The organism is Serratia sp. Ag1 (genome assembly GCF_000743355.1).
Classification (GTDB): domain Bacteria; phylum Pseudomonadota; class Gammaproteobacteria; order Enterobacterales; family Enterobacteriaceae; genus Chania.
In genome coordinates, this window is record NZ_JQEI01000017.1 from 1 (window position 1) to 13,788 (window position 13,788).

20 protein-coding genes are annotated in these 13,788 nt (G+C 51.4%); 3 read left to right on the forward strand and 17 right to left on the reverse strand.

Annotated elements, in window-relative coordinates:
* Window positions 1-84: 84 nt before the first annotated feature.
* The 16 genes from IV04_RS11440 to IV04_RS11530 all read right to left on the reverse strand — a co-directional run bounded on the left by IV04_RS11440 (window position 85) and on the right by IV04_RS11530 (window position 11,323).
* Window positions 85-576 (reverse strand): phage minor head protein, encoded by a 492-nt coding sequence (locus IV04_RS11440; RefSeq protein WP_051916767.1) that lies wholly within the window; start codon window positions 574-576, stop codon window positions 85-87.
* Window positions 577-646: 70 nt separating this feature from the next.
* The gene (locus IV04_RS11445; RefSeq protein WP_037401502.1) at window positions 647-2,095 is read right to left on the reverse strand and encodes a DUF1073 domain-containing protein; all 1,449 of its coding nucleotides are present in this window, start codon (window positions 2,093-2,095) and stop codon (window positions 647-649) included.
* On the reverse strand, window positions 2,095-3,714 hold the full coding sequence (locus IV04_RS11450; RefSeq protein WP_037401499.1) for a bacteriophage TerL protein: 1,620 nt from the start codon (window positions 3,712-3,714) through the stop codon (window positions 2,095-2,097). The genes IV04_RS11445 and IV04_RS11450 overlap by 1 nt, the downstream gene beginning before the upstream one ends.
* A gap of 3 nt (window positions 3,715-3,717) precedes the next feature.
* The gene (locus tag IV04_RS25225) at window positions 3,718-4,341 is read right to left on the reverse strand and encodes a terminase small subunit (protein WP_081893198.1); all 624 of its coding nucleotides are present in this window, start codon (window positions 4,339-4,341) and stop codon (window positions 3,718-3,720) included.
* Window positions 4,342-4,551: 210 nt separating this feature from the next.
* Entirely contained in the window at window positions 4,552-4,899 is a 348-nt protein-coding gene (locus IV04_RS26400; protein WP_051916768.1) for a hypothetical protein, read from the reverse strand.
* Window positions 4,896-5,288, reverse strand: a complete 393-nt coding sequence (locus IV04_RS11475) for a M15 family metallopeptidase (protein ID WP_037401492.1) — start codon at window positions 5,286-5,288, stop codon at window positions 4,896-4,898. Before IV04_RS11475 ends, IV04_RS26400 begins: the two co-directional genes overlap by 4 nt.
* A 4-nt stretch (window positions 5,289-5,292) precedes the next feature.
* Window positions 5,293-5,703 (reverse strand): phage holin family protein, encoded by a 411-nt coding sequence (locus IV04_RS24680; protein ID WP_051916769.1) that lies wholly within the window; start codon window positions 5,701-5,703, stop codon window positions 5,293-5,295.
* Window positions 5,704-5,893: 190 nt separating this feature from the next.
* A complete protein-coding gene (locus IV04_RS26760; protein ID WP_231566292.1) occupies window positions 5,894-6,454 on the reverse strand; it encodes a BRO family protein in 561 nt (186 codons plus the stop codon).
* 266 nt (window positions 6,455-6,720) lie between these two features.
* The gene (locus IV04_RS24685; protein ID WP_051916770.1) at window positions 6,721-7,062 is read right to left on the reverse strand and encodes an antiterminator Q family protein; all 342 of its coding nucleotides are present in this window, start codon (window positions 7,060-7,062) and stop codon (window positions 6,721-6,723) included.
* The gene (locus IV04_RS11500; RefSeq protein WP_037401489.1) at window positions 7,059-7,415 is read right to left on the reverse strand and encodes a RusA family crossover junction endodeoxyribonuclease; all 357 of its coding nucleotides are present in this window, start codon (window positions 7,413-7,415) and stop codon (window positions 7,059-7,061) included. Before IV04_RS11500 ends, IV04_RS24685 begins: the two co-directional genes overlap by 4 nt.
* A complete protein-coding gene (locus tag IV04_RS11505; RefSeq protein ID WP_051916771.1) occupies window positions 7,412-7,834 on the reverse strand; it encodes a hypothetical protein in 423 nt (140 codons plus the stop codon). The genes IV04_RS11500 and IV04_RS11505 overlap by 4 nt, the downstream gene beginning before the upstream one ends.
* Window positions 7,834-9,234, reverse strand: coding sequence for a replicative DNA helicase (locus IV04_RS11510; RefSeq protein ID WP_037401487.1), 1,401 nt, complete (start codon window positions 9,232-9,234; stop codon window positions 7,834-7,836). Before IV04_RS11510 ends, IV04_RS11505 begins: the two co-directional genes overlap by 1 nt.
* Window positions 9,231-10,298, reverse strand: coding sequence for a replication protein (locus IV04_RS11515; protein WP_037401485.1), 1,068 nt, complete (start codon window positions 10,296-10,298; stop codon window positions 9,231-9,233). Before IV04_RS11515 ends, IV04_RS11510 begins: the two co-directional genes overlap by 4 nt.
* A gap of 168 nt (window positions 10,299-10,466) precedes the next feature.
* Window positions 10,467-10,742, reverse strand: coding sequence for a hypothetical protein (locus tag IV04_RS26405; RefSeq protein ID WP_037401482.1), 276 nt, complete (start codon window positions 10,740-10,742; stop codon window positions 10,467-10,469).
* Window positions 10,742-11,065: a hypothetical protein gene (locus tag IV04_RS11525; protein WP_037401475.1), complete on the reverse strand. Its 324-nt coding sequence runs from the start codon at window positions 11,063-11,065 to the stop codon at window positions 10,742-10,744. Before IV04_RS11525 ends, IV04_RS26405 begins: the two co-directional genes overlap by 1 nt.
* Before the next feature lie 30 nt (window positions 11,066-11,095).
* A complete protein-coding gene (locus tag IV04_RS11530) occupies window positions 11,096-11,323 on the reverse strand; it encodes a helix-turn-helix domain-containing protein (RefSeq protein WP_037401474.1) in 228 nt (75 codons plus the stop codon).
* Window positions 11,324-11,426: 103 nt separating this feature from the next.
* Between IV04_RS11530 and IV04_RS11535 the strand changes: the two genes are divergently transcribed.
* Both IV04_RS11535 and IV04_RS11540 read left to right on the forward strand, forming a co-directional pair.
* The gene (locus tag IV04_RS11535) at window positions 11,427-12,146 is read left to right on the forward strand and encodes a helix-turn-helix transcriptional regulator (protein WP_037401538.1); all 720 of its coding nucleotides are present in this window, start codon (window positions 11,427-11,429) and stop codon (window positions 12,144-12,146) included.
* A 100-nt stretch (window positions 12,147-12,246) separates the two neighbouring features.
* A complete protein-coding gene (locus tag IV04_RS11540) occupies window positions 12,247-12,732 on the forward strand; it encodes a hypothetical protein (protein WP_037401472.1) in 486 nt (161 codons plus the stop codon).
* Window positions 12,733-12,765: 33 nt separating this feature from the next.
* Here IV04_RS11540 and fumD read toward each other — a convergent pair whose 3' ends face one another.
* A complete protein-coding gene (gene fumD / locus IV04_RS11545) occupies window positions 12,766-12,975 on the reverse strand; it encodes a fumarate hydratase FumD (RefSeq protein ID WP_152562868.1) in 210 nt (69 codons plus the stop codon).
* A gap of 577 nt (window positions 12,976-13,552) precedes the next feature.
* Here fumD and IV04_RS26410 point away from each other — a divergent pair.
* On the forward strand, window positions 13,553-13,708 hold the full coding sequence (locus tag IV04_RS26410) for a hypothetical protein (RefSeq protein ID WP_161782094.1): 156 nt from the start codon (window positions 13,553-13,555) through the stop codon (window positions 13,706-13,708).
* Window positions 13,709-13,788: the final 80 nt, after the last annotated feature.

Consider the following 13,788-nt stretch of genomic DNA (forward strand, 5'->3'; position numbering starts at 1 on the left):
TGTTTAGGTTGAGTCATTATCAATTACCTCAATTGGCTGTCATTAAATTAACAGGCTATTGAGGTGTCCGGGATTACTGGTCCACTACAGGCCCGTCATTCCGTGCTTCTGTCCCGGTTCTATTAACGTTGGTGGGCTATGCCAGTACACGAATTTATCTTTCATTTTACGGTGTGATGGCCTGGTGCCAGCGCCTTCAATGCGCCACCAGTAGCCCTCAGAGCCAACGGATAATGCGCGGGCTTCAGTCAGTGCGCCAGTGGCCCGCCCAATCTCTGTACGCGCGATAAGCCGTGCCCTGCTGGCGGCCACATCGCCGGATTGCATGATCATTTCGTACAGTTGATCGGGCCGTTCACCGTTGATAACGGCCCTGATGGCACGGTCTTGAATATCTTTCACGCGGTCAGCGGCTTCTAACGGTAGCGACTTAATCAGTTGGATTTGCCGGTAAACGATATCGTGCGTAACCTGCCCCACTGGGGTATTACCCACTACATCGCGAAGCCCCTCAGATATCTGGTGCGAAACAGATTGCCACTGGTTCCACTCTTCTCGCTCCACTTGCAGGAACATCTTACGGGCCACCTGTGCGGCCCAATTGTCAATCACCTGCGAGTAATCGATAAGATACCCGGCGACCGTGTCAGCGCTTGCTTGAGAACCATCGTAAGAGCCAGTAACTATCCCGTTTATCTGGCTGACTATCGCCAGTAGGCTTTTCTGGTACTGGATTTCCGAACGGCGGCGGAGCGCTGGTTTCAGATTCATGCTCCGCATACTGCGACTTCGCATTCTCTATGTCCTCGTCAGTGATCGACGCACCAATGCCCGTTACGCCCGCGGTTTCTCTTAAATCGGTCAGCGCGGCAGCAGGAGACATCCCCAATTCACGCACCGCTGTAGCCAGCGCGGTAGTGGTGTTCGTTGCCACCGTTGAACGATCAACGTTGCTCATCTGCCACAGCGGGTTAAATTCAAATGTGAAATCATCCGGCAGCGGCTCGCCAAACTCAGAACGGTGCAACACCTCATAGAGCAGCCGCACCGGCGCCCGTAAATCATTCTCTTGCAGTGCACCGATATCGTCATAGTAGTTCGCCAGGTCAGTGTCGCCGGTTGAGAATCCTTTCGGAGACTGCCGGAATAGCCTCACAAGCGGGATACCAACGGCACCGGCGATATCCTCTTTAAACTCGCTCAATAGGTCGGATAGCCCGGCGAACGAATATGAATGCGTTTCGAAAGTGTCTTCCGCATCAAAGAGAGACATCCCCTCGTTAGTCTGGAACTGGCGCACCATATCCATCTGTTTGATCAGCGCTTCAAAGGGCTTGCCGCCCATCGCGATAATCTCGCGGAGCTTCTTGATCTTCGCGGTGCGCAAATGGGCTTTGTAAGCGAGCTGGGCCGCGCCGACGTTCGTACTGTCGTAAGATGTCAGGCGGTCAAAGATACGCTCAACAACAGACATGCCCCATTCGTTTTCCGTGAGCGCCTGTTGATAAGGTAGTGTGATGCCATCCATACGGATCAGTCGGCTGTGATTAACCGTCCACGGCGGGATACCCTGCGCAGTGGTCACAATGTCGTACACCTCTGGCTTGCCAAGGTCTGGCCCCAGGGTTTTGATGCGGCGTCCAAAGTTTGGATTAATCATCCAGCGGTCAAGCACCGCCAGCCCCTTAAAGCTGCCTTTTCCTACCTTGTCCAGCATCAGTGGTGTAAGCGGTGCCTGCCCCTCGATAAGGATCAATGACACCGCACCACCGTAGAGCCTCGACCATTTAAGCGTGAGGTTAAGACGTTCCCACAGCTTTAGCTCTTCAAACTTGGCCTCTAAAATGCCGCGGCGCTTTGGGTCGATTTCACTGGTGATCCGCGTGCCTTTTTTCGTCATATCATCAGGCTTGGCGTCAACAGCCGCACCAATGATCCACGACGAACGGTAAGCCCATTCAATCAGTTGACGGTTCCGACTGGTGTAGTTGGCCCGGTAGGTAGATGCTGCGTGCTGGTTTGGCTGCTGTAGGCCAACCCTCGCGACAAAGTTATCGTAAGAGTCAGCCGTTGCGACCTTTTGTTTACGTGCCATTACTGACTCCCAAGAATGTTCCAGATATCCATCGCGGTATCCATCGGTGCATAGTTGATCATCGCCGAATCGGCCAGGTTGGGTGATTTAGTCCCATCAGGCTGTTTATCCACCACGATTTTACCCACCCCGTTAATGGAGTAGGTCGGCTGTGAAAGCTCGATGATGAGTTTGTCTTTGTTTTCCATCGTGCTGCTGATGGAAATGATTTCATCTGGGTTATAGGCCATGCCCTCAACCACCGCGCGATAGGTGTTTTGAAACAGTTTGCGTAAGTGCCACCAGCTCTGTGCTTTGGCGTTAGCAAAGAAATCCTTATTCAGGCGTGCGGCCTGGCCGTTATCGCCTCGCACCGCCTCATCCTCCGGATCGAACACCCCGCCACTGCCCCGGAACGGCGTAGCGAGGATCGAGGGGCGACGTGCCTCTTTTCTCAATTCGTTGATGGCTCTTGCATCGCCGCGAACACCTGCGCCTAACCCGTCCTCATCGAAACGGAATTCTTCGAGGTTATCCGCTTCGCAGTAACCGAAAACCTTCTCGACTGACTGGTAGATGTCGCTGCCGACGCCAGACCATTCCCGAACGTTCTCCAACAGGAAGCCATAGCGACTCGAGAAGGAGTTTTTATCCTTCCCTTCATCGGCGACGTCCATCGCCCCCAGGCGTTTGCCCGTTGGCTGTATACCCAGTTTAATGTGTGCATCGACAGCGGCCTGCACCCAATCGGAAGGGATCAGTACGCCCTCGGCGGATGCGCTGTAGTTAAGATCTAGTTCCTGGGCCACCACTACCGGATTATCGATTTTGTCGCATTCCCTCCGATACCAGGCATCATCCTTGCGGGGGTCGCTGCGCCAGTGAAACGTGAATACAGGGATTTTCCCGCTGTGCCGCTTTTGAGCGAACGGGTTAGCCATTCCGTTGACCGATGAGAGATCGATACGACAGCGCGTGGTTTGCGATAATGCGGCATCAATAAGTTGTGGCCGCAGCAGGAATGCTGCCTCATCCACCAGATAGAGCGTGGTTCGGTCGCCGCGCCCGATGTTATCGCCTGCCTCACCCTTGATAACGGCGCCCGTATCGGGGAACTCAACGCGCATATAGGGCGCATGCTTCTTGTCGTTCCAGCTACCGCGAAATTCAACCGGCAACGTCTCAACGAATCGGCGTGCCTTCCAAAACAACGCCTTCGGGTCGCCGGTGCTGTCTACGTACTCCTCTTTACGGGAGCCAAAGCCAATCACCATCTCTTTATTGAACAAACACAGGGAGCAGGCCAAGCCGATCGCCGTCCAGCTCAACCCCATCTCGCGGCTTTTTTCGGTAATGCCGTTTTCCATATTTTTCCGCCGATCCATAATCCAGTGGATCCACTCTTCCTGTTTGGGGAACAGCAGGAACGGGATGGTCACTGGCAGACCGTAGTCAATATTGCGGGGGTCGGTCGTCATACCCCAGTCAATAATGAACTGTGCGGGGTTTTCGCGATAAAACGCCCGGAGAGCAGGCAGCGTTTCAGGATTAGAACGAATGCGCTGTAACCGCTCCATACGCCATTCAAAGACCATCTGATAATCGGGCTTTTTGAAATCGAACGGGAAAGGTAACGGCATAATTTAACCCATCATCTTGCGGTATGCCTCTGCGGCTTCGTCTGGGGTCATGTTGACAGTCTCGGTCTGGATCGGGCCACCGCCCGCGCCGGTAACCTCGGTTTTCTTCGGTGCTTCCCAGCCCTGCATCTCGCCGATCTGCTTGATGGCCCCGCGTGAATCGTGCAGCTTTAACTTGATGCCTTCCTTGCCTGCCGTCAGTTCGGCTATTGCGTCCAAGGCCTCGGGGCTTTGCTTTACCGAATCCTTGAAGCGCCAAACAGCCTGAATAATTTCCTCGCCCGTTTCAGCGTCCACGCCCAGTTTGTGTTCAGAGAACTCCACCAGGTCACGAATGCGTGAACGCCCCATCACAGTTAATCGCTCCAGGGCTTCTGTGCGGGTCATGATGGCTTCGGAAACAGCTTCATGCTGTACGGATTGGAGGAAGGCTAAAACGTCTATATTTGTCGCTATTTGATGCGCAGATTTGCGCATGTTTTCGCCTTTAGCTTTCCCTCCAGCGGCCTTGTAGGCACTGGTTTGTCCCTTACCTTTGATTAGGTGAGTAACGAATCTTTTCTGTAGTGGCGTCAGGGCATCAAAAAGCGCTTTTTGCTCTGACGTCAGCGTCTTTTTCATGTCCATTTAAATATTCCTACTTGGTTATCTTACATTATCGAGCGCCCACGCATAGACGCTCTGTAATGCTATTGCCGCTTATCTTCGATCTCCCTGATTGCGGCTTTGTCAAGATTGCATTGGCCCAGCGCCACGAACAGCATGGCATTTAGCTCCAGGCTATCAACGTATCGGAACGGCATTGGTACTTTCGGTACCGGCGTATCCGCGGTTAATTCAGGGTTTAACTTCGGTGGGCTTACCGGCACGTACTCTATTTTCGAGCAACCGCAAATGCTCAGTGGCAGCAGTAGCGACATCACGAACAGCACACTGATCGTCTTTGACCGCTTCTCGGATATAAACCACTCTCGCCGCGCCTTCATCAGCAAGCTTTTGTTTTTCATCGTGTGTGGCCTTTGATATGTCGTGCATCAATCTGATTGCGGTCAGCGCATTTTTCGTTACCGCCTGGGTGCTATTTAATGACTTCTGAGCCGTGGCATATTGGCCGTGATAGTGAAACGCCAGAGCACCAAGGCAAATAGCCACCAGCAACGTCGCTATAGGCCAATATTTGCTCATGCAGGAAGCTCCACATGCGGCGCATCCAAAAACTTAGCCGGTACATCGCGCGGGTTGCCCGTCCAGGTAATACCGAATCGCAGTGGAACACGCAGCTCTTTGCCAGCCTGGTGCATGGCATCAAGCACTGGTAGCCAACACTTGTAATTATTCCAGTCGCCACCAATGGGGAACAGATCCACCGCGTGGCCGGTTAGATGGCGGCTGTCCATCGTCTTGCTTGCGCCAGTAGCTACCAGTTGCTTTTGCCGTTCCACCGTGCGCTTACCTTCGATCACTGAAAAATCTACGATCGAGATCTCCAGTGCGCGGCGGACAACTTTCACCAACGTTGGGTTTACTCCAACAAGATTGCCCTCGCTGCGCTGCGAAAATTTAAAATTTGTCATGGTTTTATTCCTGGCTGGTGTTGTTCTGGTCTTTCTTTTCGCCTGCTGGTCCTAACCTGGTATTCGCCACACGCAAAACGAACTCTTTGATGGCTGACAGGCCGAACATGCCGATCATGCAGCTAACGGCAATTTCTACTTTCCCAGCAGCAATAGTGGCCATTGAGCCGTTTAGCCATGGAATAGAGTGAACCAAGAAAATAATGACGGGAGCGATTGCCGGGCTAATTGACACCCCAACAATGCCGCATACGACTGCCTCACCGATGCCCGCTCGGACTTTCCCACCGCCCCAGACAACCCGGCGGAATGCCACAATGAACGCAACGAAAAAACCATTAATCGGCGTGGCATAGTTGTAATAGAAGGCTGCAACGGCTGCGAGCCAGCTCGGATCCTTTTCTGGCATTTTCATGACCTCCCCCTGTCGGGGCATCGCCCGATCATCGGGTGGTGGGAATAAAAAAGGCCACGCGTTAGCGCAGCCTTGGCTGGATATGAAAAAACCCGCACGGCGGCGGGTTCTTTAAATGTTTTTTGGTGGTGCGCTGTTGCATACGCTTTGCGCCACCTTAGCACAATATAGTGTGCGGATGTACGGACAGTCAATGCGTACTGCTATTTTTTTCCACCGCTTTATCAAGCCCACGGGAAAGCCCAAAGGTTATTGCACCGATGGCTGATAGGTGATCAATCAGTCTGGCAGGAATTGGCGATCCCATTTTTCTCAGTGCCGGGTCTAACTCTTCGCGCCATATCTGCCAGATAAACCTGAAATGGTCTTCTGCTACTTTCGCGTTATGAGCGTACATCTCGAAATCAAATACCGGCGCTGTGTTACCGATAGCCACTTCGCGATCTAAAATATCCAGCACCCACTTGCGGAATTCTTTGGCTATTTCAGTGCGAGCAAACATAGCGATCAGGTGAGCACCGCGAAGGGAGAAAATACGCACTTTTTTGCGGTAGTTTCCTGAGGTAGTCGATTCGACTACCCGAGACATTCCATCAGTAAATTCATCAGAGTTTTTGTTATAAAGCGCAGTTACCGCATTAGCTGTTGCGTACTTTAGCGCATGGGCAAGTTCTTTGCTGGTTAGCCAGATCTGGTTGTTATGAGTTACTACGTTGAATTTAGTATCACGGAATGCGAGTTGAGCTGTCATGGTAGATAGTCCTCATATTGAGATTTCTATCACCACTACCGAGACCAATCGGTGGGTGGTGAGCTGTGCGGGGTTGGTCTTGCCGGTCTACCGTCCGGTGAGCCTTGCAGCTCCCCCACACAGCCCACCATAAATTGCGAATATGGCTGTGCTTTGCGCATAAAAAAACCGCTAACGCGGCTATGCGTCGATAGATATCCGAGAGACCAATCCCGGCAACCGATTTTGCGGCTGCAATGGGAATATAGCCCCGGATATCATCACGGTCAAGCTGCTTGCTCCAGCAAGCCGTGTATGCGCCCGGCAACATACGCCTCAGCCCTTGCAAGATAAGCGGTGATATAGTCAGGGCGCTTTTTTTGATACCTTGCTATAGCCCGGCATGAGACGTGTTGCTGATAGTACAGGCAGATGATGTTGTAGCCGTCTATGTCGTATCGCTTTAGACTGGCGACAGCTTGATCTACAACCATTCCCTCAAGGTCTGTTAAATATGGTCGGCATTCACTGCTTTCAGTAGACATGTAAGACATTCCCTTATACTCGGTACCAATGCGGGAAATGCTCCAATTTCCCCATGCAGAAAGAAAATCTTTTACGTGTCTCACGATATTTCTCCGATAATTATTTGCCCGATATCGCCCCAGCGCTTGGTAACGCGCACATCCCAAACGGAACAATCCTCGTTATAAATAGCGTCCATCAGTGACTTAAGCAGGTTGTCTGCATCTGGCCGTTGCTGATGCGGCTTACCGGCCATCTCCGCGCGTTTCTTCTTGCTCCAGCTCGGCGGCATGGGCAGCACAAAGGTAACGTGATAGCCGCTTTCCGGCAGCGAAATCCGGTTGTGCCGTATCTCGTCGCAAAACGCGCGATAGCGGAGCACCGGCGGGCGCTTGGCCCACTTGTCTCTAACGGTCATTCGCGGCTTGGGGATCGGGACTATCGCGTAAGTTTTCATGCGTTCTGGGCCTCCATGAGCTGACGGTATTCGCAACGTGGCGGGATGGTCAGGCGTAAGCCGCGCTGATGCGCCCACATGTCGATCTGTTCGAGATAACGGGTCATTTCGCCGGTATCGAGTAATTTTGTTGATTTCACGTAGCGCGTTTCCCCCAGGATGGTGATCGGCTTCGGCGGGCAGTACAGGTCTTTCAAATGCTCGTGAATATCGTCCTGGTTAAACTTGCCTTTCCCGGTACGCGTCAACTGCGCGGCTATTTCGCCGTTCCACTTCCACATAAGCGAGTTTTGGCTTAGTGAGCGCTTCTCCTTCCACTCAACAATGCTGACGCGGTAGCGTTTGCCGGTTGCCAGCATGTCTTTCAGTACCTGCCACAGTTGCGCCTTGGTTGTTTCGTGCAAGCAGAAATCATCCATCACAGATCCCTTTTCGCATAGCGGCGGCCTGTAGCTGCCTGTTGTGGCTTGGCCCGGCATATTTGCGCTGCATGCGCCTGATCGGTAGCCATGAAATGGCCGTTTTTGAACTCCTGGTAAACTGTCCCCTGGATCCCGAACCGGTTTTTCGTGACTATGATTTCAGCGAAAGGCGCTGCCGGGCTGTCTTCTTGATATGCGGCCTCGCGGTACAGCATGATGATGCTGTCTGCGTCCTGTTCAATGCTGCCGCTGTCGCGTAGGTCTGAGTTCGTCGGCCTGCGCTGACCCATAGGACGCTTCTCAACGTCGCGGGAAAGCTGGCTGAGTGCCATCACCGGCGTTTTGAGGTCTTTAGCCATGCGCTTTAGAGAGCCGGATATGTGCGCGATCGCCAAATCGTTACGCTCGGCGCGCGGCTTCTCAATGAGGCCTAAATAGTCAACCAAAATCAGCGAAAGGTTGGGGTGTTCCAACTTGTGCCGTTGAGCGATAGCCAGGATCTGCTCTACCGTGAGTTTGGAAGCATCGACAACCCAGACATGCAGGCCAATAAGGCGCTGAATACCCATGGAAACGCGCGCCCACTCTTCGTCGCCCATGCTTTTTGCGGGATTGCGCAGTACCGATACGGGCATGTTTGAGGCGTTGGCCAACTGACGCTCGATCACTTGGTGCGCACTCATTTCCATGCTGAAGATCAGCACTCCACGCGGCATGTCGGCATCACCAATACGCACTGACGTGGTGGCCACACCTTCAGCAACCTTGAGCGCAAACTCGGTCTTGCCCATGCCTGGGCGCGCCGCCACGACAACCAGGTCAACTGGGTTCATGCCACCGGTTATCTCGTCCAGTTCGGGGATCCCTGTTTTCAGCGTGTCGGACTCTTCACCGTTGAGATTGCGCTGTTCCAGCAGTTCAGCATACGAGCCTAGCAACTCGCTTGTACAAACTGGTCGATGCTCATCGTGCGGTTTCGAGATGGAAAAAATCTTGCTGGCGAATGCCTGTATGCCGTCCAGAGCCATTTCGTGATTATGAGCACCGGTGATCAGCTCATAGCTGGACTCCATCAGCTCTTTGAACTGGCGGATCTGGTAATACTCACCAACCACACGCGCATACCCCTTCAGGTTTGCCACTGATGGGCCGCGGTTACGGGACATGGTTTCCATGATGTCAGCGAAACACCCCTCCCCCATTGCCTCAGCCACCAGCAGGCCGTCGATCATCCCGCGATTATTTGCCTGGCGGGTGATCTCCTTGAACGTGTCACGGTATAACGGCACAGAAAACGCTTCGGGATCCAGGGTGGCAATCACATCAGCTGCGTCAGGGCTAAAGCCGCTCAACAGCAGGCCGCCGATCACGCTGGCTTCGATATCGATATTATTCACAGGGTTCCCTCCCGTACTTTACGCAGCGTTTCAGGCTTCATCAGGTATTCAAAATCGGCATGCCAGCCGGTGCCGTCCGGGCCACCGAAGTAGAACTCGCGGGCATCTTCTAGGAATGCAGAGAAATAGGCCCGGAACCCAGCGGACGTCTTGGTTGCCAAGTGCGTGACCAGTTCCCGGATCGCTATCTCGCGCCCTCGGTCAAGTTCTACCGGTGCCATGCGCCCATTGGTCACGTCGTTGTAGACTTCGATCACAGCTTGGCAGTCGATATCAACGCAGGTCTTCTGCCAGGCTTCAGCGTCGGACAGGTAGCCATCGAAACGGTTAACCCGGCAGATATTCATCGGCTTGGCGATGGTGTTGTCTCTGCGTTTCCAGGTCATCACCACCCAACGAACAACCAACTGCAGGTCTTGCAGCGTGTAGGCGCTGCGCGACTTGGTTTCTGTCAGCAGCACTGCGAAGGGTTCTGCAGAACGGCAAGATCCCTGTGTAAGCTCGTTGTAATACTCCAAGGCCTGTTTTGCTTGTGAGAGAATCTCCTCCGAAAATTCCCCCTTGGGGGCTTTAGGGGGATCTGTTTTTAATGTCTTTTGAATAGTGTCTTTTGTGTTTAGCTGTTTTGGCGAATGGGTATTAGCTGAATTAGCTAATGTTTTATTAGCTGACTTGGCTAATGTTTCGCTGTTTTGGCTAACCTGTTTAATTGGCTTCATATCCCACATGGAAATATGCTTGTTAATGCCAACTTTGGTGCCATTACTAACCAAAAACCCCCTTTCAATCAGTTGTCGCTTAGCTGAACAAACATGCGTGTGATGAATTCCTGTCATCTCGGCTATCTGCGTGTTTGTTATTCTGTCCAGCGGCTTATTGAAGCCGTAAGTTTTCCGCATGATAGCCAGCATGATTTTTAGCTGACGCGCGGTTAAATCAGCCAGTAAAATACTGTCAGTAAGTTCGTTAGCTATGCGCATGAAGCCATTATCGGTATCGGCCACGCGAAGCTCCTCACGCACGACAGGCGCGCGAAATTGAATGATTTCAGCGGTGTTACTCATGGCGTCCTACCTGTTTTTCCCGTTGCAACTTTCGAAACTCTTCCGCGAAACGTTTCTGAACTGAAGGCGGCATAGTGCCGATAGGGTCCGGGCATTGCTGGTAGTCCGTCGGTGTAATTTCCTGTTGTTGCGTTCTACGCTTGTTTTTGCGTATCATGATTAGGAACCTCACAAGTTTTTGTTAAAGCAAGCTTGGCCGAGCTGTTGGCGCAGTTCGGCTTTGTTTTTTCTTAACCGGCTTATCCTTCTTCGGGCATCCTGCCAGCACGAACTGACGCGCACGAAATAAGCAGTCGTCATATGCAGCACCGCGCTTACTGGCCTGTGACATGCGGCGATAATAATCAGCCCCATGAGCTGCCCCCCCTGAGCCAATCCAGGCGGGAACCCCTCGGCTATCAGTTGCTTGTTGATGTTGTCAAAAACGAAAGTATCCCAAGCCATTAATCCCACCCCAGCGGCCCCGGTCGGCTGCGTTCTGCTTTCAAACCGATATCAGCCAATGTCTCTACCGATGCCAGATAAGCGCGTGATACGAGCACAGCCTCCGGCGGTGCCGCCTGGATGCCGAGTATTGCCAGTTCCTTGGCCATTGAAGCGAAATACCCTTCTGCCTTGCGACGGCTCGCGGTAGATTCGCTGATCCCCGTTTTTTCCGCGTAAAACTTCTGCCCCACCGACGCAAGTCGATTGAGTAATAGCCCCTCAATCTCACGCGGGTTGAGAATTGGGGGTTCTAACTTTCGTGCTATTCCATTGTTTTCCATTAATAATTTCCCTGTTATTAAGCGTCAGCATTATGCGGATTGATTTGGTGCTGGAAAAAGTTTTGGTAAATCAGGGCGAATTTGGTATGCCCTGACTTTGCCGCCTGTGGCATCTACGATGCTCTCTACATGCTCCGGAGAAACCTTCGCCTTTCCGTGCAACCACTTGTAAACGGCCTGCTGACTCAAACCGCAGGCCTCTCCAAGTTTTTTTTGAGAACCGACAATGTCAATGGCGGTTTTTATGACTTTGTTCATAACAACCTCCGTGGTAATTAGATTTGAATATAAAACTAAGGTTGTTTTTAGTCAACAACTACATTCGTTTGCTTGCATACAACTTGAGTTGTATGTTTTGGGGATGAACATGACACTTGCAGATCGACTTAAGTCAGCTAGAAAAGAAAAAGGGCTATCACAAAAAGCCCTTGGTGATGCCGTGGGCGTTAGTCAGGCAGCCATTCAAAAAATTGAAGTGGGAAAAGCCAGAGAGACAACCAAATTGACAGATTTGGCCGTGGTACTTGGCGTTCGACCAGAATGGTTATCTGATGGCTCGGAACCAAAGCATCCCCATAACCCAAAATCAACAATTCCGCCAGAGAATAAGTGGGGTACTGTTGACGCTTGGGACAGCAGAACACCGCTTGGAAACGACGAAGTAGAAGTTCCCTTTTTGAGGGATATTGAGTTTGCTTGCGGAGATGGACGCGTGCAGGACGAGGATCACAACGGTTTTAAAATAAGGTTTTCAAAAGCCACGCTGCGACGTGTTGGGGCTAATACAGACGGTTCAGGGGTTATCTGTTTTCCAGCAGCAGGTAACAGTATGGAACCAGTGATTCCAGACGGTGCCACCGTGGCGGTGGATACAAACAATAAAAAAATTGTGGATGGTGAGTTGTACGCCATCAACCAGGATGGCCTTAAGCGCATCAAGCAGCTATACCGGCGTCCGGGCGGCAAGTTAACAATACGCAGTTTTAATCGCGAAGAAAACGATGATGAGGATGCGCTGGAAAGCGAACTGGAAATTGTCGGGTTCGTATTCTGGTATTCCGTTGTGCGCTATCGCAAGTGATGCAGGAATCGGCGTTGGTGTAGAAACTAAGATGAGGCTGGTTTAGCCGAAGTAACCACGTCTTTTCATAATGAAGTAAATCATTACAAGCCAAACCGCATTGGTTAAAGCGACCGCCAGTGCGGCGGTTGAAAGTAGGTCTGAAAAAGTGAACATACTGGATATGTTAACCTCTGATAGTTATAGTAATATTGTTGCAACAATTGCAATGATTGTAGCATTTGTTGCAGTTCCTGCAAGTGGATATCTAAGCTATCACTTTGCAATAAAAGGCGAGAAAAGGAAGGAATTCAACGCTATCGCTGATATTATCAGGGCCAAACTTAGAGAGCAGACACGCATGATAAGCCTTGGGTATTACCCAGGTCATGGTAATAATGTTTCAATTTCTGACGCGGAATTTGAATCTTTCATTGATATGCATGAAAAGAAAAAACATAGTTTTCTCATGCACTTCTGGAGTGAATATCAAGTTGCTCTAGAGGAAAGCGGTCAATTCGATGAGTATAATTTTTTCAAATTCACCGACCCGGAAAGGTTGCAGGCGGCAATAGATAGACTATTACCTATCACTGAAAGACGATAAATAGCCCAGCTCCTGCGCCGGTTTTTTTGTGCCCTACTCTTCCAGCAACTTCACCGCCAGCTCCATCACCTCTAGCTGATCCTCATCCCACTTATCAAACCCCTTGGCTAACTCCGTTCTGATTACGTCAGCGATTGCCACCTTCTTCGTTTCGAATCCAGCCGCGACCATGCCAAAAACCACATCACCCACTATGCGACACATCTCCTGGTAGCGCAGTTGCGCCAACTCCTCAGCATTAATCATACCCACCTCCGTTTGTTTTATGTGCAAATCACTATACCACGAAAAATAAATTCACTTTTAAAACAACCAAATAAAACCAAATTCAAAAATTAAACAACCATTGTTGTTGACTAAAATACAACTAAGGTTTTAAATGAATCCATCGACAGCCACACCGTCACCCAAGACCACCGGGCGCTCTTTAACAATTCGAACTGATACCAGCAGAACGCGACGTTTAGACCCGTACGCACAAATGCGATGTACCCACCGGGGCGATCCGTCGGCGGGGAAGATTAGCCAGGCCCGAGAGGGAGAACCTGCGTGAATCGGCATCACTGGCGCCGTGAACCGCTGTTTCAACCAAGAGGATTCGATCATGTAACAGATAGAGAAGTGATTTTACCGCTGCCCTTGCACTGTCGAGGGCCTCGGCAAGACCACTACAGCCTGGAGGGATGCGGCACTAAATTGGGCTTAAAAGTAAAGGCATCTGACGCCGGGCATCATCCCGGCCCCTCCCATCATAAACCAGTTCATCACAAAGAACCTGCAACGCGGGTGCTTTGTCATGCCACGAATCAGGAGAACCACAATGAAAACTATTCCCAAAATTGACCGGGAACGACTCGGTCAGTTGCTGCCTGGCGCACTGCTAAAGCTTGGCAGCCAAATCGTAACGTTCGACGGCTACCGGGATGATGTCGATTACCAGCTGATCAGACGTGAGATATTTAGAACGACAACGTGAGATAAATAACGAGTTAGAGCGAGTTGTAGTGAGTTCTGGTGAATCGAGATTGTAATTCCTTTGCACCAGTTGAAACAAAA

Bases quoted from the DNA above. Each gene is read 5' to 3' on its own strand.
- IV04_RS11450 (WP_037401499.1), bottom strand. From the start codon at position 3,714: ATGCCGTTACCTTTCCCGTTCGATTTCAAAAAGCCCGATTATCAGATG.
- IV04_RS11530 (WP_037401474.1), bottom strand. From the start codon at position 11,323: ATGAACAAAGTCATAAAAACCGCCATTGACATTGTCGGTTCTCAAAAA.
- IV04_RS11505 (WP_051916771.1), bottom strand. From the start codon at position 7,834: ATGGATGATTTCTGCTTGCACGAAACAACCAAGGCGCAACTGTGGCAG.
- IV04_RS26405 (WP_037401482.1), bottom strand. From the start codon at position 10,742: ATGGCTTGGGATACTTTCGTTTTTGACAACATCAACAAGCAACTGATA.
- IV04_RS11525 (WP_037401475.1), bottom strand. From the start codon at position 11,065: ATGGAAAACAATGGAATAGCACGAAAGTTAGAACCCCCAATTCTCAAC.
- IV04_RS26400 (WP_051916768.1), bottom strand. From the start codon at position 4,899: ATGAGCAAATATTGGCCTATAGCGACGTTGCTGGTGGCTATTTGCCTT.
- IV04_RS11500 (WP_037401489.1), bottom strand. From the start codon at position 7,415: ATGAAAACTTACGCGATAGTCCCGATCCCCAAGCCGCGAATGACCGTT.
- IV04_RS26410 (WP_161782094.1), top strand. From the start codon at position 13,553: ATGAAAACTATTCCCAAAATTGACCGGGAACGACTCGGTCAGTTGCTG.
- IV04_RS11515 (WP_037401485.1), bottom strand. From the start codon at position 10,298: ATGAGTAACACCGCTGAAATCATTCAATTTCGCGCGCCTGTCGTGCGT.
- IV04_RS26760 (WP_231566292.1), bottom strand. From the start codon at position 6,454: ATGACAGCTCAACTCGCATTCCGTGATACTAAATTCAACGTAGTAACT.
- IV04_RS25225 (WP_081893198.1), bottom strand. From the start codon at position 4,341: ATGGACATGAAAAAGACGCTGACGTCAGAGCAAAAAGCGCTTTTTGAT.
- IV04_RS11440 (WP_051916767.1), bottom strand. From the start codon at position 576: ATGTTCCTGCAAGTGGAGCGAGAAGAGTGGAACCAGTGGCAATCTGTT.
- IV04_RS11445 (WP_037401502.1), bottom strand. From the start codon at position 2,095: ATGGCACGTAAACAAAAGGTCGCAACGGCTGACTCTTACGATAACTTT.
- IV04_RS24680 (WP_051916769.1), bottom strand. From the start codon at position 5,703: ATGAAAATGCCAGAAAAGGATCCGAGCTGGCTCGCAGCCGTTGCAGCC.
- IV04_RS11535 (WP_037401538.1), top strand. From the start codon at position 11,427: ATGAACATGACACTTGCAGATCGACTTAAGTCAGCTAGAAAAGAAAAA.
- IV04_RS11475 (WP_037401492.1), bottom strand. From the start codon at position 5,288: ATGACAAATTTTAAATTTTCGCAGCGCAGCGAGGGCAATCTTGTTGGA.